Source organism: Micromonospora sp. NPDC047074 (assembly GCF_040643815.1).
Classification (GTDB): Bacteria; Actinomycetota; Actinomycetes; order Mycobacteriales; family Micromonosporaceae; genus Micromonospora.
The window spans coordinates 24,260-49,569 of record NZ_JBEYVB010000044.1; the positions used below are offsets into that span (position 1 = coordinate 24,260).

Below are 25,310 nucleotides of genomic sequence, written 5' to 3' on the forward strand. Positions count from 1 at the left end.
GCCGGGCCAACGTCGGGAAACGGTTAAACAGGACGAACGGACAGCCCGGTGACAGACGACCCGGAGCCATCCGCTCGCGCCCGCTGATCTGGATGGTGGGCGACGTCATTAGCAGAAACGGGCAAATTATGCCATTCGCTGCTGCTATAACACCAACAGCACGTCGGCAGAAGCCACCACGCCGGATGCCGGACGGGCGCAGACGACCTGACGGGTGGGGCCGGAAACCAGTGCGACCAGTACCTCGGGAGACGCCCGACGGACCAGCTACGGATGCGGGGGCACCAGCCGGATGACGAGCACGACAGCGGTCCGGGACAGGCGACCACGACCGCAGCCGGCCGCGGCACCATGGGCGCACCCGGCCGCCGCCGGGAGACAGCGGTCGAGCCGCGCCTGGCTGCCCCTGTTGATCGCCGTGGCCTGGATGCTCGGCACGTTCGGGCTGTTCTGGACCGGCTCGCTGGCCGAGGAGGTCTCGAACCCCGGTCGGCTCTGCCTGTTCGTGTTCGCGGCGACCACCGCCTTCGCCGTCGGCTACGCCGCACGGATCCGGCGACGGGCGGACACCGCGACCGAAACCGCGACCGAAACCGTCGGCTCGCCCGTGGACGACCGGCGGATCAGGCGGCTGGTCGTGGCGAGCGCCGTCTACCACCTCGCCCTCGGCGCGGCGCTCCTGCTCGAGTACGGCGCCACCGGCCCGGGCGAGATCGTGGCCAGCCTCCGGGACCCGGCCCAGGCGTACGCCAACAAGTTCGCGGTCTACCAGGACCAGCAGGACAGCGGCCGGGTCAACCCGGCGATCCAGGTGCTGACCCTGCTCGGGGTGTTCGGTACCGCACTGGTCCCGCTACTGGTCGTCGGCTGGCGGCGGCTTCCCGGAGGCATCCGGGTGCTCGGGCTCGCCGGGATGGGCGGCTACGCCCTCTTCTTCCTCTACATCGGCACCCTGAAGGGCCTCGGCGACATCGTCGTGATGATCGCCGCCGGTCTGCTCGTCTGGGCGGCACGCCGCCCAGCGGCCCGCCCGGAGGTGCGACCGGCCGCCCGGCGGCGAGCGTTGGTGATCGTCGGGGTCGTCGCGGCGCTGTTCTGCGCGTACATGGTCAACAGCCAGGCCGACCGGGTGGTCCGGTTCGGCACCCAGGATCGGGTCCGCGCGAACCCCACGGTCGAGCGGCTGGTCGGACCGCACCTGGCCACCGGCGTGGCCGCGCTGGTCATCTATCCGACGCACGGCTACCTGGGGCTGGCCCACAACCTGGAGACACCGTTCGTCTGGTCCCGCGGCCTCGGCAGCACCCCCGCGGTCGCCTCGTACGCGGGGCAGTACCTGGGCGTCGACACCGCTCGCCACCCGTCGTACCCGGTCCGCACGGAGGCGCGGTCCGGGTGGCCGTCGGGCATGTACTGGTCGACCATCTATCCCTGGCTGGCCTCCGACCTGACCTACCCGGGAACCGTGTTGTTCATGGCGTTGCTGGGCTGGCTCCTCGCCGCGATGTGGCTCGGCGCCACCCGGTCCCGCAGGCTCCTGCCGACGCTGCTCTTCGTCCAGCTCTGCCTGCTCGTCGCCTACATCCCGGCCAACAACCAGCTCGGCATCTCCCGCCCCGGCATGATCGGCCTGGCCACGCTGCTGGCCGGACTGGCCTGGACCACCGTCGGGCGGCGGCGACGCGCGACGGGCTGAGCACCACCTCGATTCCTCTGCGTCGTTGACCCTCCCGAGACGGGCGGGATCCGGGGAGGAGGAGAGCCGTGAGCCGACGGTACGACGCGCACGGGCCCGTGGCGGACGGGCCGACGAGCCGGATGTCGAGCGTCCTGGCGCTCCGGATGCCCCGCCACCTCGCCCCTGCCGGCGGTCCCGCCCACGCCGCGCCCGAGGAGACGCGGTGGCGCCCGACCTGGCTGGGCGTGCCGCCGATCGTCCTCGCCGCCGCGCTCGCGCCGGTCGATCCCGCCCTGGTGTACGCGTTCGGGCTGTGGCTGGCCGGGCTCGCTCTGCTCGGCAGCGGCCGGATCCCCCGGCCCGGTCCCGTGGACTACCTGGCCCTGCTGCTCTGCGGCTGGGTCAGCGCGACGCTGATGTGGACCCGCGACGCGGCGGCCAGTCAGGTCGCCGTGCAGGCCTGGTGGACCGTCGCGTCGCTGCTGGTCGCCGCACGGCACGTGCTGACCACCCGCCGCCGGCTGCTGATGGTGGCCGGCGCCCTGCTCGGCGGCACGGTCTGGACGGCGGTCCGGCTCCTGCTCGCCGACGACGCCGGGGACTCCGCGCTGCGCGTCGGACTGGACGGCGTGGGGATCAACTACACCGCGTACGCGCTGACCAGCGGAACCCTCGTGTGCGTGCTGTTGCTGGTCGCCCGGGCCGGCAACCGGCTCGTCCGGACCGGGCTCTGGGCGCTGTTCCCGTTGTTCGCTTACGCGATCGTGCTGACCGGGACCAGGGCGAGCCTGGTCGCCCTCGTCGCCGTCGCCGGCTATCTGCTCGCCGCCCGCGCGCACCGGTCCTCCTGGGCCTGGCCGGTGGCGGCGTCGGCGTTCCTTCTCGCGGTCGTACCGTTCGGCCACCTCACCCCGTATCGTCCCGAGTGGCTGGACAGCGTCTTCAACCGGCCGTTGGACGACCTCTCCGGGCGGCTGCTCGTCTGGCCGATCGCCGAGGCCTCCTTCTGGGAGTCACCGCTGGTGGGCATCGGGGCGGGAGCCTTTCCGAGCACCAACCCCTACTTCGGCATCGGCGCGCACTCGCTGCTGCTCACCCTCGGCAACGACATCGGCCTGCTGGGGATCGCCCTCGTCGTCGTGCTGATCGCGCACGTGCTCCGCGGCGCGGCACCGGCGTCCGGACGCGGCAACGCCCTCCTCGTCGGGGTTCTGTTCGTCGGGTGGACCCCCATCTGGCTCAGCGGGCACTGGGAGATCTCACCGTTCGCGTGGCTGGTGCTGGCGCTCTGGTCCCGGCTGCCCGTGGCGCTGGTCCTGCCCCGCGGCGGCCGACGACGCCGACGACGCTCCGACCCGGTCCTGCCGCGGCGACCCGTGCCGCGCCGCCCGGCCGGCGTGCCGGCACAGCAGACCTGACGACCGCGTGACGCCGGGCCGGACCCGGACGGGCGGCGTGGTCAGCGCCGGCGGGCGGTCAGCGTGGGTGGCTCGGTTCGATCCGGGCTGCCACCTCCTGGACGGGCAGGTCGGCCCGTCCCGCGAGCGCCGCCAGGAAGTCACGCATCCGTCGCCCCTGCGCCAACGGGCCACGGGTCTGGCGTACGAAGGCGGCAGCACCGAGCCCGATCCGCGTCCGCTCACCGGGAGGCAGCCGCAGCGCCCGGTCGATCGCGTCCCGTAACCCGTCGGCGGTGTCGGAGCCGGCGAAGATCAACCACGGCGCGTAGTCCCCCGGAATGCCGGAGAGCCTCGTGGTCACCACGGGCACGCCGGTGGACAGGTACTCGATGAGCTTCGACGGGAAGGACCAGCGGACAAAGTCCTGCCCGACGGGCCGGGGATTCACCAGCACGGCGGCCCGGGTCAGCCGAGGTGTCAGCGCCTCCCGGGGCAGCAGTTCGACCGGTGCGATGCGGGGGTCGGCGGCGGCCTGCTCGCGGAGCCACTGTTCGAGTTCGCCCCGGCCGTACACCCGCAGCCGCAGATCGGCGTCGGGCAACCCACGGAACGCCTCGACCAGCCGGTCGACGCCGTACGCCCGGCTGAGCCCGCCGGCGTAGACCACCTCGCGAGTCCCGGGTGTGGACGGTGCCCGGTCGACAGCGCCGGACCCGGCACGGACCGGATTGAAGATGCCTTCCATGACCAGCCGGGGCAGCCCCGGGGCGAAGTCGTCGGCGAGCGCGGCGGTCAGCGTGATCACGCCGGAGCAGCGGGCCAGCGCGGCGCGGACGAGGGCCCGGTCGAGCCGGCGCAGCGCCCGGACCAGCCGGCCGTCCGTGGGCAGCACGACGCTCGGCGGGTCGGTCAACACCGGAACCACCCGTACGCCGAGGCGGCGCCCGCGCAGCGCGCCGAACCAGAGGAAGGGTGAGTGCACCCCGTGCACCAGCAGCACGTCCGCCTCCCGGTCGCGCAGCACGCGGGTACCGGTACGCCAGACGGCGACGAACCGGGTGAGGTGCTTGAGTCCGAGCGCGTTGACGAAGCCGAGGAGCTGCCCCCCGACCTCCTCCTGGCGGAACGTGCCCGAGCGGAACCGGAGCTGGCGGTTGCCCGGCCAGTGGGAGACGGGAGCCGCCGAAAGCAGGTGCACCGGGCAGTCGGCGGCACGCAGGCCACGGACCAGCCCCCAGGCGAAGGTGTGCGTCTGGACAGGCATGATCGTGTCCCTGCCCATGATCTGGGCGAAGAGGTCGTCCGGCACGGTGAAGCCGAGCAGGACGACCCGGACCTGACCTTCCGCCGGGGCGGTCACCGCCGCAGCATCCGTCCGTAGACACCGTCGAGCGACCGCAGCATCACGTCGAGGCTGTAGCACTCGCTCACGACCTTGCGGCCCAACTGCCCCAGGTGGTGGCGCCCCGCCGGGTCGACGAGCAGCCCCGCCAACGCCGCGGCGAGGGCGTCCGGGTCACCCGCTGGCACCAGCCGGCCCCCGCCGGAGCGCAGCACCTCCACGTTGCCGCCCACCGCCGAGGCGACCACCGGTAGGCCGTGCGCCATCGCCTCCAGCAGCGCGTTGGACAGGTTCTCGTGCAGCGTGGGAAAGACGAAGAGGTCGGCGGCGGCGAGCAGCTCCGGCACGTCCAACCGGTTGCCCAGCATCCGCACCTCGGCTCCACCCGCCCCGGTCAGCGCCGCCGCCACGCCGGCCCGGTCGGGCCCGTCGCCCGCGACGAGCAGCACCCGCCGGCCACCCGGCGGCGACAGCCGGCGCAACGCGTCGGCGAGGACGCCGTACCCCTTGTCCCAGGTCAACCGCGCCACCGCGATGATCACGACGTCGTCGGGGTGAAGGCTCAGCTCGGCACGGACCCGGTCGCGGGCAGCCGTCGGATCGGGCGGCACCGGGACGCCGTTGGGAACGACGCCCACGAACTTGCCGGCGTACGGGCGCAGGAAGTCCCGCCCGGCGGCGTACTCGCAGACGGTGGCGACGTGGGTGGCCAGCCGCAGGGTCGCCGGCTCCGCACCGTGCGTCAGCAGCCGTCGCCGCCAACTCCGGGCGCCCTGCCGCAGGTCGCGCACCGAGCCGTGCACCGTGACCAGGACCCGTGGGCAGCCGGCGAGCCGGGCGGCGAGGACGCCGTGGAAGCCCTCGTTCTGAAGTCCCCGGACGTGCACCAGGTCCGGCCGCGTCCGGCGCAGAAGCCGCACCCACTCGCGCAGCAGAGCCGGGTCGACGCCCCCGTTGCCCGCGCTCTGGTGCATGCGGACGAAGTCGTACCGCTCGGCGAGCGGCGAGGCGAGCACCCGCTGCACGGCCGTCAGTGGACCGTTGGCGCCGGGCCGGCCGGCCGAGTGCTGCACGACGACCGGCCGGGTGCGCGGTGCTGACGGCCGGCTCCGATCGGCCGGCGGGGCGGATGGCTGCACGGGCACTCCAATTCGACCTGGGCCGGCACCGGCTGGCGGCGACAGTCGTTGGTGAAGACGAGAGTGCGTAGAGTAACACCGACAAATGCCTCAATAGCACCGACACGGGCAAGGCGGAAGGATGGCATGAAAGAGCGGAAGCCGCCCAACGGTCCGGCGCGGAGCCACGGGAACTCGGGCACGGTCCCGCCGACATCGATGGTCCTCGCCGCGTACCGGTTCCCGCACGGGGACGCCATGTCGAACCGGCTCCTGCACCTGGCACGTTCCGCCACCCCCGAGGGCGCCACCGTGCTGGTCGTCAACGACTGGCCCGCCGGCGCCGGCCGGCCCGACCCGAGCCCCGACCTGCCGCCCGGCGTACGACTCATCACGCTGACCGGCGGCGGTGGTCGCCGGCCCGGACGCTGGTTGCACCAGCGCACCCGCCCCCTGCGAGCGCTGGTCGCGCTCCGGCGGGCGGGGTTACGAACCGACCAGTTCACCGCCGCCTACCTGCCACTCGGGTTGTGGACCCTCACCACCTGGGCGGTCCTGCGCGTGGCGCTGCGGTGTCCCCTCACCGTCGACGTCGTGGAGCGGCACGACCCGGAGCAGTTTCCCCGTGGCCGTTTGGCGCCGTACTTCATCCGGCACCGATGGTCCGCCTTCCTCGCCGGCCGTACGGCGGACCGCGTCATCGCCATCTCCGAGACCATCGAGAGGCAGTTCCTCCGGCGCGGGAGGCGGACCATGGTGGTCCCGCCCCAGGTCGACTGCGCCGACTACGGCGACCCCGCGCCTCCGTCACTGCACGACGGGCTACGACTGCTCTACGCCGGCTCCGCCGGCCCGAAGGACCTGCTGGCTGTCGTACTGGCGGGGATCCGCCTGCTGCCCCCCGCCGACCGCGCGCGGATACGGCTGGTGATCGCCGGGATGAGCCGGGAGCAGGCCACCGACGTCTCCGACCTGGACGAAGGCGATCTGGCCGCGCTCGGTGAGCAGGTCACGATCCTGGGCCGGATTCCACGCCGGCAGGTGCTCGCGGAACTGTCCCGCGCGCACTTCTCGGTGCTGGTGCGACCGACCGCAGGCTACGCCCAGGCCGGGTTTCCCTCGAAGGTGCCGGAGAGCCTGGCGGCCGGCTGCCCCGTCCTGCTCAATCACACCAGCGACCTGGCCCGGCACATCGTCGACGGCCGGGAGGGGATCGTCCTGGCGGGGCACGGCGCGGAGGACGTCAGGGAGGGACTGGTCCGGGCACTTGCCCTCAGCGACGCACAGTGGTGGCGGATGAGCCGACACGCCCGGGAGCGGGCCCGGTCGTTCGACTACCGGTCCTGGAGATTGGCGGTGAGTCGGTTCGTGACCGACGCCGGACGTGCCACCGGGGCCGGGAACTCCACCAGCGCGGCCAGTTCTTCGTCGTCCAGACGCTGACTGGGCGGATACAGCGCCCGCTCGTGCTCGGCGATCGTCTCGACCGGCCAGCGGAGCCGGATCACCCGCGCCGGGTTACCGGCGACGATGGCATACGGCGGGACCGAGCGGGTGACCACCGCTCCCGCCCCGATCACCGCACCCCGGCCCACTGTGACGCCCTGCAGGATGATCGCCCGAGTTCCCACCCAGACGTCGTCGCCGATCGTGACACCTCGGTCGTGCTGCTCATCCCCCGGCTGTTTCCGCACCGCGATCATCGGCACGCCCACCCGGTCGACGCGGTGGTTGCCGCCGCGAATCGTGACCTCCGGCCCGAACATGACGTTGTCGCCGATCCGGATCCGGCTGCGGGCGGCCATCAGCACGGGCCGATAGCCCAGATCCACGTTGGCACCCAGCTCGATCGTCTCGTAGGTGTAGACGCCGTCCGGGTCGAACACCACCCGTCCCCCGCGCACCGCGAACCGGTGCACCGTCGCCCACCCACGTACCGCCCGGCGGACGCGGGAGCCGGCCGTCCACGCGCCGTCGAGCAGGCGTGCGAGGCGAAGAGTCAGGGGCCCTGGTCGGCCCGGGTCGACACGCATCAGGACCGCCTCCTACCCAGCCGGCCGCCCGCTGCCGGCACGGCGAAACCGCGACGCATCATCCCCCCGACCTCGGGCCGCCGCGCGCCGCGACGACGGACAGTGTCCTGCGGTACCCGAACAGGGCCGCCGGGAGCACAGTAAGCGCGTATGAGGCCGCCCCGACGGACGCGATTCCCGCCAGGCCGAGCCGCCTGGCCACAGTGATCTTCAGGACGACGGAAAAGACGAGGAAGGCGGTCCACCCGGCGAACTGCGGGCGTAGCAGGCCGATGCTGTTCTGGACCATGAACATCGGGGAGGCCGAGGCCACCAGCACCGACCAGGTGGCGAGCGCGGCGAACACAGCGACCGGTGTCGGCGGCAGTTCCGGCGACCGTACCCAGGACTGGAGGATGTCGTTTCCCCACAGCACGAGCCCTCCGGCCGGCACAGCCACGGCCGCGACCGAGAGGACGATCATCCGTCGGGTGTTGCGACGCACCCAGCTCACGTCCCCCCGGGCCAACGCCTCGCCGTTGGCGGGCCAGAGCGGCATGTTGACCAGCGTCACGAAGAGCGCCAGCAGGCTGAACAGGCGCAGCACCACGGCGTAGTTCGCCGACGCCTCCAGGCCCAGCAGCCGACCGACGAGGAACGGGTCGACGTTGAGCGCCATGGAGCTGAGCACGGAGAGCACGAAGAACCTGACCCCGAGCCGCAACAGACCGCGTGCCACCGCCACGCGCACGTCCCGCCGACGAGGCCGCAGCAGGCGGTTCTGCCAGCCGAAGTAGCAGATCGAGTTGCCCAGGCTCACCACCGGCACCGCGAGGACGGCGGCGCCCACCACCAGCACCGGCCCGGCGTCGGCGGCCACCGCCGCGAAGACCAGGCCGACCGAGACGAGGCTGCCCCCCGCCTGCCAGAGGTTGCTCTGCGCCACCTGCTGGTGCGCGTACTGGACGCGCTGAATGAGCCCCAGCGGGATGTTGACCAGGAACGCGCCGAAGCAGAGCAGGACCACCGCCCGGGTGTCCCGGGCGACCGCCGGATCGGTGACGTTCAGCAACGTGGGCCACGGAACCGCCCGCGCGGTCGCCACCAGCACCGCCAGCAGGCCGACGGCCAGGGCACCGAGCATCGCGTACGCGCTGGCGATCTCACGGGCCGCCGCCTGTCGATCACCGGCGGCGTGCAGCCGGGCGAGCCGGGTGAGCAGCCCGTTGCCCAGCCCGAAGTCGGCGAAGAGCGCCATGCCCGTCAGCGAGGTGACCGCCATCCAGAGGCCGTACCGCTCCGCGCCGAGGTCGTTGAACGCGACGGGCGTGATCAACAGCGGCGCCACGAGCCCCACCGCCTTGCCCCCGAGCGACGACGCGATGCCCGTCACCAAGGTGCGGGACCGGGCCGCCGCCCGCTGCTGATCGGCGCGGCTCGCAGCCGTCGGTGTGTCGTCGTCCGGCGCCGCCTCCGTGGCGGTGTCGACCAGGACGGCCGGGGCCGGGCTGGCGGCCGGTGGCCGGTGGGTCATCAGACCGGCTGCTCCGCGTGGGCCTCGTACCATTCGACTGTCGCCCGTAGCGCCTGGTCGCGCGGCGCGGGGACGATGTCGGGAAAGAGCGCCCGCAACGCCCGGTTGTCGGCGTCGGAGTGCCGCACGTCGCCGGCGCGGGGCGGGCCGTGCTCCACGTCGAGCCGGCGCCCGAACACCGTCTCCAGCTCGGCGATCAGCTCCAGCAGGGAGAGCCGCGCGCCAAAGGCGAGGTTCACCACGTCGGGGCTGCTGACCCGGCCCAGGACGGCGTCGACGATCACGTCCGTGACGCTGCCGACGTAGGTGAAGTCGCGGGTCTGGGTGCCGTCGCCGTGCACCTGGAGCGGGCGGCCGGCCAGCGCCGCGGAGACGAACCTCGGCACCACGGCGGCGTACGCGTGGTTCGCGGCCTGCCGGGGACCGTAGACGTTGAAGAAGCGGAAGGGCAGCACGTCGATGCCGTAGCAGGAGGCGTACGCGAGCGTGTACGCCTCGGTCGCCAGCTTCGACACGGCGTACGGGCTGACCGGCATCGGGCGCAGCGCCTCCTGCCTGGGCAGGACCGGGTTCGCGCCGTACACGGAGGACGACGAGGCGACCACGACGTGCGGCACCCGGTGGCGGCGGACCGCCTCCAGCACGCTGAGGGTGCCGGTGGCGTTGGCGTGGTGGCTGCGCAGCGGGTCGTCGATCGAGCGGGGCACCGAGCCGAGGGCGCCGAGGTGAACCACGCTCGCCGCGCCGCACACCGCCTCGTCGAGCAGGTCGGGATCGAGGATCGTGCCGGTGAACAGCCGCACTGGCAGGTCGAGGAGGTTGTCCCGCGAGCCTGTGGAGAGGTCGTCGACCGCGACGATCTCGTCGACGGCCGGCACGTCCGCCAGGGCGCGTACCAGGTTGGCTCCGATGAATCCGGCACCACCGGTAACGACGATCTTCAAGGATCCTCCTCGCGACAGGGTGCGACGATCCCCTCACGGACCGCGCCCGTCTCTAGCAACGACCGGACGCTCCGCCCGTCACGCCGAAAAAGCCCGGAAGGGTTCCGGTACGCCCGTGCGGGAGCCCCGGATGTGGTGAGCTTGGGGCATGGACCGGAGCCGGCTCGGGCTGGTGCTGCATCCCACCCGGGACGTCTCCGAGGTGGTCTACACCATCGTGAACTGGGCCGGCCGGCACCGGATCGACCTCGCCGTACGCGCGGAGGACCGGCACCGGGTGCCGGCCACGGTCGAGCCGCTGCCGGTGGCCGAGGTGGCCGCCCGGTCGGACGCCCTGATCGCCATCGGCGGGGACGGCACGATGCTGGGCGCGTTGCGCGCGGCGGTGCACGACCCGAAGCCGGTGCTCGGGGTGCACGTGGGCAAGCTCGGCTTCCTGGTCGAGGTGGAGCCGCCGGAGCTGCCGACGGCGTTGGACCGGCTGGTGGCGCAGGACTTCACGGTGGAGAACCACAGCTGCCTGGTCTGCGATCTCTGCGGGGACGACCTCGTCGCGTTCAACGACGTCGCGCTGATCCGCCAGCCCGGTTCGGGCTTCGTGGACGCCTCCCTCGCGGTCGACGGGCAGCAGTACGGCTACTACCGCTGCGACGCGCTGGTGGTCAGCACCCCGACCGGCTCGACCGCCTACAGCTACGCCGCCGGCGGCCCGCTGGTCTCGCCGGCCGCCGACGTGGTGGTGGTGACCCCGTCCGCGCCGATGGCCGGCATCTCCCGCGCGGTGGTGCTCTCCCCCGACGAGACGATCCGGCTGGAACTGCGTGACGGCTCCGGGCCGATCGCGGTGGAGATGGACGGGCTGGTGATCCGGGACGCGTCGACCCAGGGATCCGTGCAGGTGCGCTACCGCCGCGACGCCGGCCTGGTCGTCCGCCTGGACCCGCGCCGCTACCAGGAACGCAACCAGCTCAAGCTGAGCCTGCTGGACCTGCCGTTGCTCCCCGACCAGCTTCGCGAGCTGCTCCCGGAGGGCCTGCGCGACCGGCTCAACCGCCGCGAGCTGCCCCCACCCCGCTGACCCGGTGTCCGGCTGCCAGGTCGTGCGGCGATTGGGGGACCAGGCGGCCATGGGCTGATGCGACGCTGTCGAGCTGCCCCGTTCATGCGACCAACCGGAGTCGGCTCCCCGCCCCAGCTACAGGGGCAGCTCGACAGCGCGTGCACCAGCCCTTCAGGACCCTGGCACCGCACCGCACCACCCGGGCGTTCAGGCCCGCTTGAGGACCTCGGAGACCAGGTCCTGCGCCTCCTGCTGGATGCGGGCCAGGTGGTCCGGGCCCTGGAACGACTCGGCGTAGATCTTGTAGACGTCCTCGGTGCCCGACGGCCGGGCGGCGAACCAGCCGGACTCTGTGGTCACCTTGAGCCCGCCGATCGCCGCGCCGTTGCCCGGTGCGGTGGTGAGGGTCGCGGTGATCGGTTCGCCGGCCAACTCGGTGGCGGTCACCTGCTCCGGCGAGAGCTTGCCGAGCACGGCCTTCTGCTCCCGGGTGGCCGGCGCGTCGATCCGGGCGTACGCGGGCGCGCCGAAGCGCTCGGCCAACTCCGTCCAGTGCTGGCTGGGCGTGCGGCCGGTGGTGGCGATGATCTCGGCGGCCAGGAGGCAGAGCAGCAGGCCGTCCTTGTCGGTCGTCCAGGTGCTCCCGTCGCGGCGCAGGAACGACGCGCCGGCGCTCTCCTCGCCGCCGAAGCCGACCGCGCCGTCGAGCAGCCCGGGGACGAACCACTTGAAGCCGACCGGCACCTCCAGCAGCGGGCGGCCCAGGTCGGCGGCGACCCGGTCGATCATCGAGGAGGAGACCAGGGTCTTGCCGACGGCGGCGGCGGGGCCCCACTGCGTGCGGGTACGGAACAGGTGGCCGATCGCCACCGCCAGGTAGTGGTTGGGGTTCATCAGGCCGCCGTCCGGGGTGACGATGCCGTGCCGGTCGGCGTCGGCGTCGTTGCCGGTGGAGACCTGGTAGTCGGCGCGGGCGGCGATCAGGGAGGCCATCGCGTTCGGCGAGGAGCAGTCCATCCGGATCTTGCCGTCGCCGTCCAGGGTCATGAACCGCCAGGTCGGGTCGACCGTCGGGTTGACCACGGTGAGGTCCAGCCGGTGCCGCTCGGCGATCTCGCCCCAGTAGGCCACGCTCGCCCCGCCGAGCGGGTCGGCGCCGATGCGCACCCCGGCGTCGCGGATCGCGTCGACGTCGATGGCCGCCGGCAGGTCGTCGACGTAGCGGGCCAGGAAGTCGTACGACCCGGTGGTGTCGGCGGCGCGGGCCCGGGCGTACGGGATCCGCCGCACCTCCTTCAGACCGTCGGCGAGGATGGCGTTGGCGCGGTCCTGGATCCACTTCGTGACGTCGGTGTCCGCCGGGCCGCCGTGGGTGGGGTTGTACTTGAAGCCGCCGTCGTCGGGCGGGTTGTGCGACGGGGTGATGACGATGCCGTCGGCGAGCCCGCCGGTGCGGCCCCGGTTGTGGGTGAGGATGGCGTGCGACACCGCCGGGGTGGGCGTGTAGCCGTCGCGGCTGTCCAGCAGCACGGTGACCTCGTTGGCGGCGAGGACCTCCAGCGCGTCCACGGCGGCCGGGGCGGAGAGCGCGTGGGTGTCCCGGCCGAGGAAGAGGGGACCGTCCAGGCCCCGCTCGCGGCGGTAGTCGCAGAGCGCCTGGGTGACCGCGAGGATGTGGTCGGAGTTGAACGCGTTGCGCAGGCTCGACCCGCGGTGCCCGGAGGTGCCGAAGGAGACCTGCTGCGCCGGGTCCAGCGGGTCCGGATGCTCGGCGTAGTAGGCGGTCACCAGACGCGGCACGTCGACCAGGTCGGCGGGCTGGGCGGGCTTGCCGGCCCGGGGATGACTGCTCACGGTTCCACCTTCTGTCCCTTGCCGATCACCACGATGCCGTTGTCGGAGACCGTGTAGCGCTGCCTGTCCCGCTCCAGGTCGACGCCGATCTCGGCGCCCTCCGGCACGACCACGTTCTTGTCGAGGATGGCCCGGCGGACGACCGCGTGCCGGCCGATGTCGACGCCCTCCATCAGCACCGCGCCGTCCACGTGCGCCCAGGAGTGCACCTTCACCTTCGGCGACACGATCGAGTTCTCCACCAGCGAGCCCGAGATCACCGCGCCGGGCGAGACCATCGAGGCGACCGCCCGGCCGACCCGCTCGCCCCACTGGTGCACGAACTTCGCCGGCGGGTAGGTCAGCTGCCCGGTGTAGATCGGCCAGTCGAAGTTGTAGAGGTTGAACACCGGGTGCACGTTGATCAGATCCATGTGGGCGTCGTAGAAGGAGTCGAGTGTCCCCACGTCGCGCCAGTAGCCGCGGTCCCGGTCGGTGCTGCCGGGCACCTCGTTGTCGCGGAAGTCGTAGACGTTGGCCTCGCCCCGCTCGACCAGCATGGGGATGATGCTGCCGCCCATGTCGTGCTTGCTGGTCTTGTCCTCCGCGTCGCGCTCGACCGCCTCGCACAGCACCCCCGTGCTGAACACGTAGTTGCCCATCGAGGCGTAGATCTGGTCGGGGGCGTCGGGCAGGCCCACCGCGTCGGTGGGCTTCTCGCGGAACGCCCGGATCCGCCGGCCGTCCTCGCCGACCTCGATCACGCCGAACTGGTCGGCCGTCGACAGGGGCTGCCGGATCCCGGCCACGGTCACCCCGGCGCCGGAGGCGATGTGGTCCTCCACCATCTGCCGGGGGTCCATCCGGTAGATGTGGTCGGCGCCGAAGACGATCACGTAGTCGGGCTGCTCGTCGTTGATCAGGTTGAAGCTCTGGTAGATCGCGTCGGCCGAGCCGGCGAACCACCACGGGCCGCGGCGCTGCTGCGCCGGCACCGGGGTGACGTAGTTGCCGAGCAGTGTCGACATCCGCCACGTCTTGGTGATGTGCCGGTCCAGCGAGTGCGACTTGTACTGGGTCAGCACGACGATCTTCAGAAAGCCGGCGTTCGCCAGGTTGGAGAGGACGAAGTCGACCATGCGGTACATCCCGCCGAACGGGACGGCCGGCTTGGCCCGGTCCGCGGTGAGCGGCATCAGGCGCTTGCCTTCCCCGCCAGCCAGGACGATCGCGAGCACCTTGGCAGCCATGACCAGACGCTATCCATCCCCGTGGGACTTCACCACTCGTACGGGCACACTTCTGCACTAGGGTCCGTGGGGTGACGGAATCCGCACCGCTGCGCGTCGATCTGCTGACCCGGGAGTACCCGCCGGAGGTGTACGGCGGGGCCGGGGTCCACGTCGAGTACCTGGCCCGCGAGCTGCGCGGGCTCGCCGACGTACGGGTGCACTGCTTCGGTGCGCCGCGCACCGGGCCGGGCGTGACCGCGTACGCCGAACCGGCGGGCCTGGCCGGCGCGAACGCCGCGCTGCGGACGATGGGCGTGGACCTGGAGATGGCGGCGGGGTGCGCCGGCACGGACGTGGTGCACAGCCACACCTGGTACGCCAACTTCGCGGGGCACACCGCGAAGCTGCTGCACGGCGTGCCGCACGTGGCGACCGCGCACAGCCTGGAGCCGCTGCGGCCGTGGAAGGCCGAGCAGCTCGGCGGCGGCTACACGCTCTCCTCCTGGTGCGAGCGCACGGCGTTCGAGGCCGCCGACGCGGTCATCGCGGTCAGCGAGGGGATGCGACGTGACGTGCTGACCGCCTACCCGGCGGTCAACCCCGACCGGGTCCGGGTGGTGCACAACGGGATCGACACGGCGCAGTACGCCCCGGACCACGGCACGGACGTGCTGGACCGGCTCGGCATCGACCCGGCCCGCCCGAGCGTGGTGTACGTGGGCCGGATCACCCGGCAGAAGGGGCTGCCCTACCTGCTGCGCGCGGCGCGCGACCTGCCCGCGGACGCCCAGTTGGTGCTGCTCGCCGGAGCGCCGGACACGCCGGAGATCGCCGCCGAGGTGGAGGGCCTGGTGGCCGAGCTGCGGGCCAACCGCTCGGGCGTGGTGTGGGTGGCCGAGATGCTGCCCAAGCACGAGGTGATCCAGGTGCTGACCCACGCCACGGTCTTCGTCTGCCCCTCGGTCTACGAGCCGATGGGCATCGTGAACCTGGAGGCGATGGCCTGCGAGACGGCGGTGGTGGCCACCGCGACCGGCGGCATCCCGGAGGTGGTCGCCGACGGCGAGACCGGGCTGCTGGTCCCCATCGAGCAGGCGACGGACGGCTCCGGCCGGCCGCTGGCCCCGGACCGCTTCGTGGCCGACCTGGCCGCCCGGATCAACGAGGTGCTGGCCGACCCGCAGCTCAGGACGAGCTTCGGCCGGGCCGGCCGGCAACGCGCCGTGAAGCACTTCTCCTGGGACGCCATCGCCCGGCAGACGCTGGAGGTGTACCGGTCGGTGGGCGCCACGGGCTGATCCGCTCAGACCGCCGTTCCGGGCGGAGACTTGAGCAGCGGGGTCGCCTCGGCGGAGTAACCACCATGTCCGTTTCGTAGCGCGCCGGCGGCGATACGGATGAGGTCGATGTTGACCCCGGCGGCACCACTCGGGTCATGCACCTTCAGTTTCACGTCGAGGCTCACCGCCGTCCCGCCCCAGCCCTGCGCCTCGACGTTGAGGTGTGCCACCTTCTGCGATTTCAGCTGCGACAGGTAGCCGAGGGGAGCCATCTGCACCTTGTCGGCCGCCGACAACGCGTTCAGCTTGGACTGCTTCTTGGAATCGGGGTTCTCGACCAGGTTACGGAAGTCTTCGGTGCCCCCCAGGTTGACCTGGTAGGAACTGACCAGCGTGAGGCCCCGCTCGGCGAGCAGCCGCAGCAACGTGTCGTGCACCACCGAGGTGCCGAACTGGCTGGCCAGGTCGTCGCCGAGCAGCGGCAGACCGGCCGCCGCGAACCTGCTCATCCACCGGGGATCGCGGGCTATCGGGTCGGAGGTGGTGTTGATGAAGGCGACACCCGCCCTGCACGCGGCTTCGGCGTACGCCTTGGCCGTTTCCGGCCGGCCGCTCGGGGCCGAGTAGAGCAGCACCTCCGCCCCGGCCAGCACCGCCGCCACCCGATCCACCTCGGCCGCGTCGACCAGTCCCCTGGTGACCGGGACGTCAGCCCTCGGAAGTTCGCAGTCGAGTCGCGGAAAATTGTTCGGTGCCATGAAGATCGCCTCGGTGAGGTCGCTACCGATCTTCCGCTCGGACACGGCGAACGCCGCGACGATGTCGATGTCACCCACCCCGAGCCCGTCGACGAGCGGACTGCGGACCCCCACCAGGCTCCCGGTCTGGCGGTGGAGGGCGATCCCCTGCACCAGGGCCGAGGTGTTGTTGCCGACACCCACGACCGCGACTCTCACCCGTTCGATCATGAACGCGAAGCTACGCCACCTCGACAGTTCGGTGGTGCCCGTCAGGGTCGTCGCCGGGCCGGGCGACGCCCGTCAGGTGACGTGGAGGGTGGCGGCGAGCTGGGCCAGCCCGGCCGGGGCGGCAGCGCACCTCACCACGACCCCGACCAGCCGCTGTTTCCCACACAGCAGGTTCCTGCTTCCAAATGTAGGGACGCCAGAAGATCTTGGCAGGAAAGTGCCCCTGGAGGGGCCGATTCTTACCAAGATCTAGAACGATCTGGGGCGGCAGCAAGTCGCCGGGCATCCTCCTCATGAGCAACGTGCTCCGTTGGTCGGCGGCGGCAGGCGGGTGAGTCGTCGACGGCATCAGCTCGAAAGGACGTCAGGAGCTGATACGGCCCACCGTCCGCGCCGACGGCACAGGAGCCCGGGCGGAGAAGGGGACGCTTGGCCGCGCGCGGGACGATCTCGGGCAGTAGGTTGGCGGGGTGACTGGACGGTTCCCGATCGAAGACGTCTCCCCCGTCGTCTCCTGCGGTCGCTACCCGGCCAAGGCGGTGGTCGGCGAGCCGGTGCCGGTGTCGGCCCGTGCCTACCGTGAGGGGCACGACGCGCTCGGCTGCAACGTGGTCTGGCTGGGCCCCGACGGTCGGGCCCGGCCGTTCACCCGGATGCGCCCGGGCGAGCCCGGCCAGGACCGCTGGCACGCCACCATCCGCCCCGACGCGGTCGGCGAGTGGGTGTTCACCGTCGAGGCATTCCAGGATCCGTACCTGACCTGGCAGAACGCGGTCACCAAGAAGATCGCCGCCGGGCAGGGGCCGGAGGACCTGGCCAACGACCTCGCCGAGGGCGCCCGGGTGCTGACCGCCGCCGTCGAGCTGGTGCCGGCCGGCGACGCGGGGCGGGTCCGCGCGGCGGTGGCGGCGCTGGGTGACGCCGACAGGGAGCTGCCCCGGCGGGTCGCCCCGGCGCTGGAACTGGCCGGCCTGCTCTGGGAGCACCCGGTCCGGGAGCTGGTCACCACAGGCACGGAGCACCGGCTGTGGGTGGACCGGCGGCGGGCGCTCTTCTCCGCCTGGTACGAGTTCTTCCCCCGCTCGGAGGGGGCCGTCCCGGCGACCGCCGACGCACCGGCCCGCTCCGGCACGTTCGCCACCGCCGCCGAGCGCCTGCCGGGCGTCGCGGCGATGGGCTTCGACGTGCTCTACCTGCCGCCGATCCACCCGATCGGCCGGGTCAACCGCAAGGGGCCCAACAACTCGCTGACCGCCGGGCCGGACGACGTCGGCTCGCCGTGGGCGATCGGCGCCGCCGAGGGCGGCCACGACGCGATCCACCCCGACCTGGGTACGCCGGCGGACTTCCGGGACTTCGTGGCCGCCGCCGCCGGGCAGGGCCTGGAGGTGGCGATGGACCTGGCGTTGCAGTGCGCGCCCGACCACCCGTGGGTGACGGAGCACCCGGAGTGGTTCACCACCCGGGCCGACGGCAGCATCGCGTACGCGGAGAACCCGCCGAAGAAGTACCAGGACATCTACCCGCTGAACTTCGACAACGACCCGGAGGGCATCCGGGCCGAGGTGCTGCGGGTGGTGCTGCACTGGGTCGGCGAGGGCGTCCGGATCTTCCGGGTGGACAACCCGCACACCAAGCCTGTCGACTTCTGGCACTGGCTGATCGCCGAGGTGAAGAAGGTCGACCCGGACGTGCTCTTCCTCGCCGAGGCGTTCACCCGGCCGGCGATGATGCACGGGCTGGGCAAGGTCGGCTTCACCCAGTCGTACACGTACTTCACCTGGCGCACCTCGGCGGCCGAGCTGCGGGCGTACTGCGAGGAGCTGGTCGCGGCAGCCGACTACATGCGGCCGAACTTCTGGCCGAACACGCCGGACATCCTGCATCCCTCGTTGCAGCACGGCGGCCCGCCGATGTTCAAGATCCGGGCGGTGCTGGCCGCGCTGCTCTCCCCCTCCTGGGGCATGTACGCCGGCTACGAACTCTTCGAGCACACCGCCCGCCCCGGCGCGGAGGAGCACCTGGACAGCGAGAAGTACGAGCTGCGCCCCCGCGACTGGGCCGGTGCGCAGGAGCAGGGCCGCTCGCTGGCGCCGTTCGTCGCCATGCTCAACCGGGTCCGCCGGGAGAACCCCGCCCTGCACCAGCTACGTAACCTGCGCTTTCACGAGATCGACAACCCGGCGCTGCTCTGCTGGTCCAAGCACGACCCGGAGACGGGCAACACGGTGCTCGTGGTCTGCTCGTTCGACTCGCGTGAGGTGCAGTGGGGCAACACCACGCTCGACATGCCCGCGCTCGGCTTCGACTGGCACGACCGGTTCACGGTGCACGACGAGCTGACCGGTGCCAGCTACGACTGGGGCCAGCACAACGCCGTGCGCCTCGACCCGTACCTGCAACCGGCGCACGTGCTGACCGTGCGGCGGCCCGCCCCCGCCGCCGGCCCGGCCCCCGCGTCGGCGGCGCCGGACCTGACCGTCGCCGACGTCCCCGACGAGCTCTCGGGCGGCACCGCCCCCACCGCTTCCGCCCAGGAGGACGACGCCCGATGGACAAGCTGATCGCCGGCGGCACGCACGATCCGCACGCCATCCTCGGCGCGCACCCGGCCGACGGGCGGACGGTCGTCCGGACGATGCGCCGGGGCGCCGCCGACGTGGCCGTCCTGGTCGGCGGCGAGCGGTACCCCATGCGGCGCGTGCACGACGTCGGCGTGTTCGAGACGGCGGTGCCGGGCGAGGTGCTCGACTACCGCGTCGAGGTCGACGGGCAGCCGCACGACGACCCCTACCGCTACCCGCCCACCGTCGGCGAGCTGGACCTGCACCTGATCGCGGAGGGCCGGCACGAGCGGCTGTGGGAGGCGCTCGGCGCCCGGGTCTTCGACGAGGGCGTGGCGTTCTCCGTCTGGGCGCCGAACGCGCGCGGGGTCCGGGTGGTCGGCGACTTCACGGGCTGGGCGCCCGACGACGGCTGGCCGATGCGCTCGCTCGGCGGCAGCGGCGTGTGGGAGCTGTTCGTCCCCGGCGCCGGGGCCGGGGCCCGCTACAAGTACCGGGTCCTGGGCGCCGACGGCGAGTGGCGGGACAAGGCCGACCCCCTGGCGGCGTACGCCGAGGTGCCGCCGGCCACCGCCTCGGTGGTGCACCGGTCGACGTACGAGTGGCACGACGCCGACTGGCTGGAGCGGCGGGCCCGGCGGCAGCCCCACCAGGAGCCGATGAGCGTCTACGAGGTGCACCTCGGCTCCTGGCGCCCCGGCCTGGGCTACCGGGAGCTGGCCGAGCAGCTGACCGCGTACGTCACGGAGCTGGGCTTCACCCACGTGGAGTTCCTGCCGGTGATGGAGCACCCGTTCGGCGGTTCCTGGGGCTACCAGGTCACCGGCTACTACGCGCCGACGTCCCGCTTCGGCGACCCGGACGACTTCCGGCACCTGGTGGACACCCTGCACGGCGCCGGCATCGGGGTGATCCTGGACTGGGTGCCGGCGCACTTCCCGAAGGACGGGTGGGCACTGGCCCGGTTCGACGGCACCGCCCTCTACGAGCACCCCGACCCGCGCCGGGGCGAGCACCCCGACTGGGGCACGTACGTCTTCGACTTCGGCCGCCCCGAGGTGCGCAACTTCCTGGTCGCCAACGCGCTCTACTGGTGCGACCAGTTCCACGTCGACGGGCTGCGGGTGGACGCCGTGGCCTCGATGCTCTACCTGGACTACTCCCGGCAGGAGGGGCAGTGGCTGCCCAACCGGTACGGCGGCCGGGAGAACCTGGAGGCGATCGCGTTCATGCAGGAGGTGAACGCGACGGTCTACAAGCACCACGCCGGGGTCACGGTGATCGCCGAGGAGTCCACCGCCTGGCCGGGGGTCACCCGCGCCACCGACGCCGGAGGGCTCGGCTTCGGCTTCAAGTGGAACATGGGCTGGATGCACGACACCCTGCTCTACACCTCGAAGGACCCGGTCTACCGGCAGCACCACCACCATCAGCTCACGTTCTCCCTGGCGTACGCGTGGAGCGAGAACTACGTGCTGCCGATCAGCCACGACGAGGTGGTGCACGGCAAGGGCTCCCTCGCGGGCAAGATGCCCGGCGACACCTGGCAGCGGCTGGCCAACGTCCGCGCCCTGCTGGCCTACATGTGGGCGCACCCGGGCAAGCAGCTGCTCTTCATGGGCTGCGAGCTGGCCGACGACCGGGAGTGGAGCGAGGAACGGGGCCTCGACTGGTACCTGCTGCACGACCCGGCCCGCGCCGGGGTGCAGCGGCTGGTCGCCGACCTAAACCGCGTCTACCGGGACACCCCGGCCCTGTGGGCGCAGGACACGGAGCCCGCCGGGTTCCGCTGGATCGCCGGGGACGACGTCGCCAACAACGCCGTCTCGTTCGTCAGAATTGCACCCGACGGCGCGACCCTGGTCTGCGTGGCGAACTTCTCCGCCCGGCCGCTGGAGGAGTACCGGATCGGGCTGCCCGCCGGCGGCACCTGGGCGGAGGTGCTCAACACCGACGCCCACCACTACGGCGGATCCGGCGTGGGCAACCTGGGCGAGGTGCACGCGCAGGACGTGCCGTGGCACGGGCTCCCGGCCTCGGCGGCGCTGCGGGTGCCGCCACTCGGCGCCCTCTGGCTACGCCGCGACTGAGCCGGGCGTCAGTCAACCCGCGCCCACCACCGGCCACCGTCCCCGGCACGACCCGCGCCGGCACCGACCAGAAACGCCACCCCTGGCGGTAATCCGGGACCACGGCTGACTCAGTGGTAGATCTTGGTAGGAAACAGCCCTTGGAAGGGTCACTTCCTACCAAGATCCCCGGCTATCCCACGAAGAGGAACAGAAATCCCGAGGGACAGGAACGGCGACAGGGGTACAGCGCGGCGGACTGCGCCGGGAGCCGCCGCACCGGAGGCGTCCACGCACGCGGGCCGCCCACCCGCCAGCCCGCCAGCCGCCAGCCGCCAGCCGCCAGCCGCCAGCGATCTTGCAGTTTCTGCCCCAGTTATGTCCTGAAAGACCTAAAGGTCGGGGCTGGAACTGCAAGATCGCGGCAGACTGGCACGGCTTGGACCGTCCGACAGGTTTCTTGGGTCAGAGGCGGGTGATTCGGACCGCGTCGGCGACTACGTAGCCCTGGGTGCTGGTCCAGCGGCTGACCCCGACGACCTGGCGCGTCCCCGCGGCGAGGTCGTAGGTGCCCAGCACCCGCCACTGGCCCCCGCCGGTGCGCTGGTCGACCCTGGCCGTGACGGTCCCGCTCGCCGTCGCCACCAGGTACGGCGTGGCGCTGTTGTAGCCGGGGTCGGCCGGGTACCAGACCTCGACCCGGTAGCTGCCCGTGGCGGGCAGGGTCGCGGTGAACCAGGCCGGGTCGCTGACCGCCTCCGGGTTGGCGAACCGGTAGTTGGCCCCGTACCGCGCCGGGAGGTACGACGACGTGCCCCAGGTGGTGGCGGCCGTGAAGCCGCCCGCGGTGGCGTTGTCCACGATCACGCTGAACGTGCCGCCGGTGCCGGTGACCACCCGCGCGTTGCTGGCCGGGCTCTCGTGGTGCAGCCGGTCCAGTCCGGTCACGAGGTACCGGTAAGTCGAGCCGGCCGCGGCGGTGGCGTCGGTGAACGTCCCGGTGCTGCCCGAGGCGCGCACCGTGCCCAGCAGGTGACGGGCGTCGGCCAGGTCGCAGGGGTCGACCGCGCCGTCTCCGGGCAGCCGGTACACCGCGTACGCGGACGTGCTTCCCGTGCTGCCGCGCTGCCAGGTCAGGGTCACGCCGCCGGTGCCGCGTACCGCCGAGGTGAGGTTCGGCGCGGCGGGCGCGGCGCCGCCCACCCCGGCCGGCGCCAGCGCGGGCCGGCGGTAGTGGTCGGTCGCCACCCGGGAGACGGCGCCGATCCGGTCGGCGCGGACGTCCTTGGCGCTGAAGTGGATGTCGCCGACGACGCGCGGGTGGCTGCGGTTGAGCGTCAGGTGGTCGGTCAGTTCGGCCGGATCCTGCCAGGCCGCGTCCTGCCCCGTCGCGCCGGCCCGGTAGGTGGCCTGCCCGACGAGCAACTGCACGTCGGTGCCGGTCACCGTCTCGGACCACCAGCGGACCAGCTCGGCGTAGTCGGCCGCCGGGTGGCCGATGTGCCAGTAGATCTGCGGGGCGATGTAGTCGACCCAGCCCTGGCGCACCCAGCGGCGGGTGTCGGCGTAGATCGCGTCGTACGACTGGAGCCCGGTGGTACGCGAGCCGAGCGGGTCGGTGCCGGCGTTGCGCCAGATACCGAACGGGCTGATGCCGAGCTTCACCCACGGCTTGGCCGCGTGGATCCGCCCGCTCATCTCCTGGACCAGCAGGTTGACGTTGTTACGCCGCCAGTCGGCGATGGTGCTGAAGCCGGCGCCGTACTGGGCGAAGGTGGCCTGGTCGGGGAAGGCCACCCCGCTGACCGGGTACGGGTAGAAGTAGTCGTCCCAGTGCACGCCGTCGATGTCGTAGCGGTTGACGGCGTCCATCATCGCGTCCTGCACGAAGTCGCGGACGGCCGGAATGCCGGGGTTGTAGTAGATGTGGCCGCCGTAGGTGACGGTCCAACCCGGGTTCTTACGGGCCGGATGGCTGGTTGCCAGCTTGGTCAGGTCGGTGTGGTTGGCCACCCGGTACGGGTTGAACCAGGCGTGGAACTCCAGGTTCCGGGCGTGCGCCTCGGCCACCATGAAGGCCAGCGGATCGTAGCCGGGGTTGCCGCCCTGGGTGCCGGTGAGCCACTGCGACCAGGGCTCGTGGGGCGACGGCCAGAACGCGTCGGCGGCGGGGCGGATCTGCACGACGACGGCGTTCATCCGCCGCTGCTGGGCCAGGTCGAGCCAGCCCCGGTACTCCGCCTGCTGGGCGGCCGGGGTGAGCCCGGTCCGGCTGGGCCAGTCGATGTTGGCCACGCTGGCGATCCACATGCCGCGCAACTGCCGCTTGGGGGTGGCCGGGTCGGTCGTGCAGGCCGCCTGGACGGCAACCGGCACGGTGTCCGGCGTGGTGGGCCGGGAGACGGGGGCGGCCGTGGGGACGGCCGCGCCGAGCGCCAGCGCCGCTACCAGCGCCGCCCCGGAAACAAATCGACCATAATCTCTAAGCACGAAAATATATTCAGCGCTTTCGCACCCTTCCGCAAGTATCCTTCACCAGGTTCACCCTGCGCGTCCACCTGGACACCCGACGGCGACGGACGCCGCCGCCCGGGCTCTCGAGGCGTACAAGCTCACGCTCCGCAGCATCACGGTGGCCGAGATCGAGAGCCATCGTCCCGGGACGCGGAAGCGGTGCCCTGGGGCGCTACCGGTGGACGACGTGCTTCGGGGGCTGAAGCGTGGCGGCGACGAGGCGGAGTTGTTCCGGCGACAGTTCACCTGCGTGACGGCGGTAGGCATGCGGTCCCAGGCTGACGAGGACGTCGTCGAGGTCCGCCCATCGGCACGGCGTCCAGTACCTGCGACTGTTCAGCAGTTCTTCGCTGACCCGACGCACGTCGGATCGGGCGCCGAGAGTGGCCAGGGCTTCCGCGACCAGGTCGACGGCCTTGCGCGGGCGGTTGCTGTCGGCGCAGGCGGGAACGAGAAGGAGCAGCCGCTCGGCCGGGGTGTGATCCGGATCTGCCTGATGCGCCGCGGCGACGACTTCCGGCCACGCGAACGCCGGCCCTCGGAAGTGTCCCTCCATGGCGGCCAGGGTGATCGACGCGTCGCCGGTACCAGGATCGAACACGTAGTCCACGCCACTGTCGTCTTCGAAGTTGCGCATGACGACGTGCAGGCGACAGCGCCCCGAGAGTGGTAGCGAGAACACCGGCCACCTGCGCGGGTCGAGGAAGACGTCGACGATCTGCTCCAGGTCGGCCGGATCGACGTCGAAGGCGTCCGGCGCCGCCGCAGATCCGCCGACAACAGCGAGGAAAGCGGGCCAGAACAGCGCGTGCGACATCACGTCGGACCCGTCGACCAGCGGCGATCGTGGGAACGGCGGTTCGCACCCGTCCAGATATCCGGGGATGATCACGTCGCCATCATGGCAGTGCGGCAGCCGCCTGCCGGACCAGCCGCCGCTGTCCTTCGCTGTCGGCGAGGCCGCGTGCACGCTTCGGCCATCGACGGCGCGCCACAGACGGAAAGGGCTCGTCCCTGGAGGAACCTGACGCGAGTCAGACGCTGCCCGATGGCGGATGGGCCCTATCGTTCTGGCGTGCACATCCGTTTCGACGTCCCCGCCGATCCCGCCTACCCCGGCCGCGTGGCCGCCGCGCTCAGCAGTGTCCGGCTGCGCAAGTACGGTTACGTCGGCGCCGCGCTGGCGGCCGTCGGTGCGATCGGTCTCGCCGTCTCGCGGGGGTTCGCGTGGGGCGACCAGGTCTCGTCGCTGTGCATGGCGATGGTCGTGGGTGGCGTGCTGTCGATGCTCTACTCGCCGTGGGTGCGGTGGCGTGCCCGGCGCCGGTCCGGTCGCTACGCCGTCGAGGGCGCGTACGACATCACCGACGACAACATCATGATGCGCAGTGGCTCGGAGTCCGGTGGCATCGCCTGGGACGGGGTCACCCAGGTGAGGGACACCCCTGAGTTCTGGATCCTGTACGTCGGCCGGATGCCGGCGACCGTGATCCCACGCCGCTTGATGTCCGCCGAGGACGCCGGGACATTGCGCACCTATATGGCCGAACGTGGGCTGCTCTAGCTTTGGATAACTCATTGGCCGCCGACCGCTCGTCAGGTGTTGTCACGGCACTCGACGGCCCGCTGGGCAACCGACGTACCGGCAGCCCGGCGAGTCGGGCTGACCCACCGGCAGTGGCTGCGGCAACAGCGCAGCGATAGCCTGCCGTCATGGCGAGCGCCGAACTGGATGAGTTGATCGTCGCGGACGCCGACGCGC

General features: G+C 72.1%; 18 protein-coding genes. 8 read left to right on the forward strand and 10 right to left on the reverse strand.

Annotated elements, in window-relative coordinates:
• Positions 1–292: 292 nt before the first annotated feature.
• Positions 293–1,696, forward strand: coding sequence for a hypothetical protein (locus ABZ809_RS30445; RefSeq protein WP_357566076.1), 1,404 nt, complete (start codon positions 293–295; stop codon positions 1,694–1,696).
• Positions 1,697–1,764: 68 nt separating this feature from the next.
• Positions 1,765–3,096, forward strand: a complete 1,332-nt coding sequence (locus tag ABZ809_RS30450; protein ID WP_357566077.1) for an O-antigen ligase family protein — start codon at positions 1,765–1,767, stop codon at positions 3,094–3,096.
• A gap of 58 nt (positions 3,097–3,154) precedes the next feature.
• On the opposite strand, the gene ABZ809_RS30455 is transcribed toward ABZ809_RS30450, so the two are convergent.
• Both ABZ809_RS30455 and ABZ809_RS30460 read right to left on the reverse strand, forming a co-directional pair.
• A complete protein-coding gene (locus ABZ809_RS30455; RefSeq protein WP_357566078.1) occupies positions 3,155–4,438 on the reverse strand; it encodes a glycosyltransferase in 1,284 nt (427 codons plus the stop codon).
• A complete protein-coding gene (locus ABZ809_RS30460; protein ID WP_357566079.1) occupies positions 4,435–5,559 on the reverse strand; it encodes a glycosyltransferase family 4 protein in 1,125 nt (374 codons plus the stop codon). The genes ABZ809_RS30455 and ABZ809_RS30460 overlap by 4 nt, the downstream gene beginning before the upstream one ends.
• 126 nt (positions 5,560–5,685) lie before the next feature.
• On the opposite strand from ABZ809_RS30460, the gene ABZ809_RS30465 reads away from it, so the two are divergent.
• Positions 5,686–6,981: a glycosyltransferase gene (locus ABZ809_RS30465; RefSeq protein ID WP_357566080.1), complete on the forward strand. Its 1,296-nt coding sequence runs from the start codon at positions 5,686–5,688 to the stop codon at positions 6,979–6,981.
• Here the strand turns inward: ABZ809_RS30465 and ABZ809_RS30470 are convergent.
• Genes ABZ809_RS30470 through ABZ809_RS30480 form a run of 3 tightly spaced genes read right to left on the reverse strand, consistent with a single transcriptional unit; the run spans position 6,873 to position 10,028 of the window.
• Positions 6,873–7,571, reverse strand: a complete 699-nt coding sequence (locus tag ABZ809_RS30470) for a CatB-related O-acetyltransferase (protein ID WP_357566081.1) — start codon at positions 7,569–7,571, stop codon at positions 6,873–6,875. The two genes, ABZ809_RS30465 and ABZ809_RS30470, sit on opposite strands and share 109 nt — an antisense overlap.
• A 58-nt stretch (positions 7,572–7,629) precedes the next feature.
• Positions 7,630–9,084 (reverse strand): lipopolysaccharide biosynthesis protein, encoded by a 1,455-nt coding sequence (locus ABZ809_RS30475; protein ID WP_357566082.1) that lies wholly within the window; start codon positions 9,082–9,084, stop codon positions 7,630–7,632.
• Positions 9,084–10,028: an NAD-dependent epimerase/dehydratase family protein gene (locus tag ABZ809_RS30480; RefSeq protein ID WP_357566083.1), complete on the reverse strand. Its 945-nt coding sequence runs from the start codon at positions 10,026–10,028 to the stop codon at positions 9,084–9,086. Before ABZ809_RS30480 ends, ABZ809_RS30475 begins: the two co-directional genes overlap by 1 nt.
• A gap of 148 nt (positions 10,029–10,176) precedes the next feature.
• On the opposite strand from ABZ809_RS30480, the gene ABZ809_RS30485 reads away from it, so the two are divergent.
• Complete coding sequence (locus ABZ809_RS30485) at positions 10,177–11,106, forward strand: NAD(+)/NADH kinase (RefSeq protein ID WP_357566084.1); 930 nt, start codon at positions 10,177–10,179, stop codon at positions 11,104–11,106.
• 189 nt (positions 11,107–11,295) lie between these two features.
• Here ABZ809_RS30485 and pgm read toward each other — a convergent pair whose 3' ends face one another.
• Entirely contained in the window at positions 11,296–12,942 is a 1,647-nt protein-coding gene (pgm, locus tag ABZ809_RS30490) for a phosphoglucomutase (alpha-D-glucose-1,6-bisphosphate-dependent) (RefSeq protein WP_357566085.1), read from the reverse strand.
• Positions 12,939–14,171: a glucose-1-phosphate adenylyltransferase gene (glgC, locus tag ABZ809_RS30495; protein WP_357566086.1), complete on the reverse strand. Its 1,233-nt coding sequence runs from the start codon at positions 14,169–14,171 to the stop codon at positions 12,939–12,941. The genes pgm and glgC overlap by 4 nt, the downstream gene beginning before the upstream one ends.
• A 71-nt stretch (positions 14,172–14,242) precedes the next feature.
• Between glgC and glgA the strand changes: the two genes are divergently transcribed.
• Positions 14,243–15,451 carry a glycogen synthase gene (glgA, locus tag ABZ809_RS30500; RefSeq protein ID WP_357566087.1) on the forward strand — a complete coding sequence of 403 codons (1,209 nt, stop codon included), beginning with the start codon at positions 14,243–14,245 and terminating at the stop codon, positions 15,449–15,451.
• Between the two features lie 5 nt (positions 15,452–15,456).
• Here glgA and ABZ809_RS30505 read toward each other — a convergent pair whose 3' ends face one another.
• The gene (locus ABZ809_RS30505; protein WP_357566088.1) at positions 15,457–16,401 is read right to left on the reverse strand and encodes an inositol-3-phosphate synthase; all 945 of its coding nucleotides are present in this window, start codon (positions 16,399–16,401) and stop codon (positions 15,457–15,459) included.
• Between the two features lie 470 nt (positions 16,402–16,871).
• Here ABZ809_RS30505 and ABZ809_RS30510 point away from each other — a divergent pair, with 470 nt between their 5' ends.
• Together ABZ809_RS30510 and glgB are read left to right on the forward strand one after the other, a co-directional pair.
• Positions 16,872–18,965, forward strand: coding sequence for a maltotransferase domain-containing protein (locus ABZ809_RS30510; RefSeq protein WP_357566089.1), 2,094 nt, complete (start codon positions 16,872–16,874; stop codon positions 18,963–18,965).
• The gene (gene glgB, locus ABZ809_RS30515) at positions 18,953–21,055 is read left to right on the forward strand and encodes a 1,4-alpha-glucan branching protein GlgB (RefSeq protein ID WP_357566090.1); all 2,103 of its coding nucleotides are present in this window, start codon (positions 18,953–18,955) and stop codon (positions 21,053–21,055) included. The genes ABZ809_RS30510 and glgB overlap by 13 nt, the downstream gene beginning before the upstream one ends.
• A gap of 444 nt (positions 21,056–21,499) precedes the next feature.
• Here the strand turns inward: glgB and ABZ809_RS30520 are convergent, their stop codons facing one another.
• Positions 21,500–23,524, reverse strand: a complete 2,025-nt coding sequence (locus ABZ809_RS30520; protein WP_357566091.1) for a family 10 glycosylhydrolase — start codon at positions 23,522–23,524, stop codon at positions 21,500–21,502.
• A gap of 196 nt (positions 23,525–23,720) precedes the next feature.
• Entirely contained in the window at positions 23,721–24,440 is a 720-nt protein-coding gene (locus ABZ809_RS30525; RefSeq protein ID WP_357566092.1) for a hypothetical protein, read from the reverse strand.
• Between the two features lie 183 nt (positions 24,441–24,623).
• On the opposite strand from ABZ809_RS30525, the gene ABZ809_RS30530 reads away from it, so the two are divergent.
• Positions 24,624–25,112 (forward strand): YcxB family protein, encoded by a 489-nt coding sequence (locus ABZ809_RS30530; RefSeq protein ID WP_357566093.1) that lies wholly within the window; start codon positions 24,624–24,626, stop codon positions 25,110–25,112.
• Positions 25,113–25,310 lie beyond the last annotated feature (198 nt).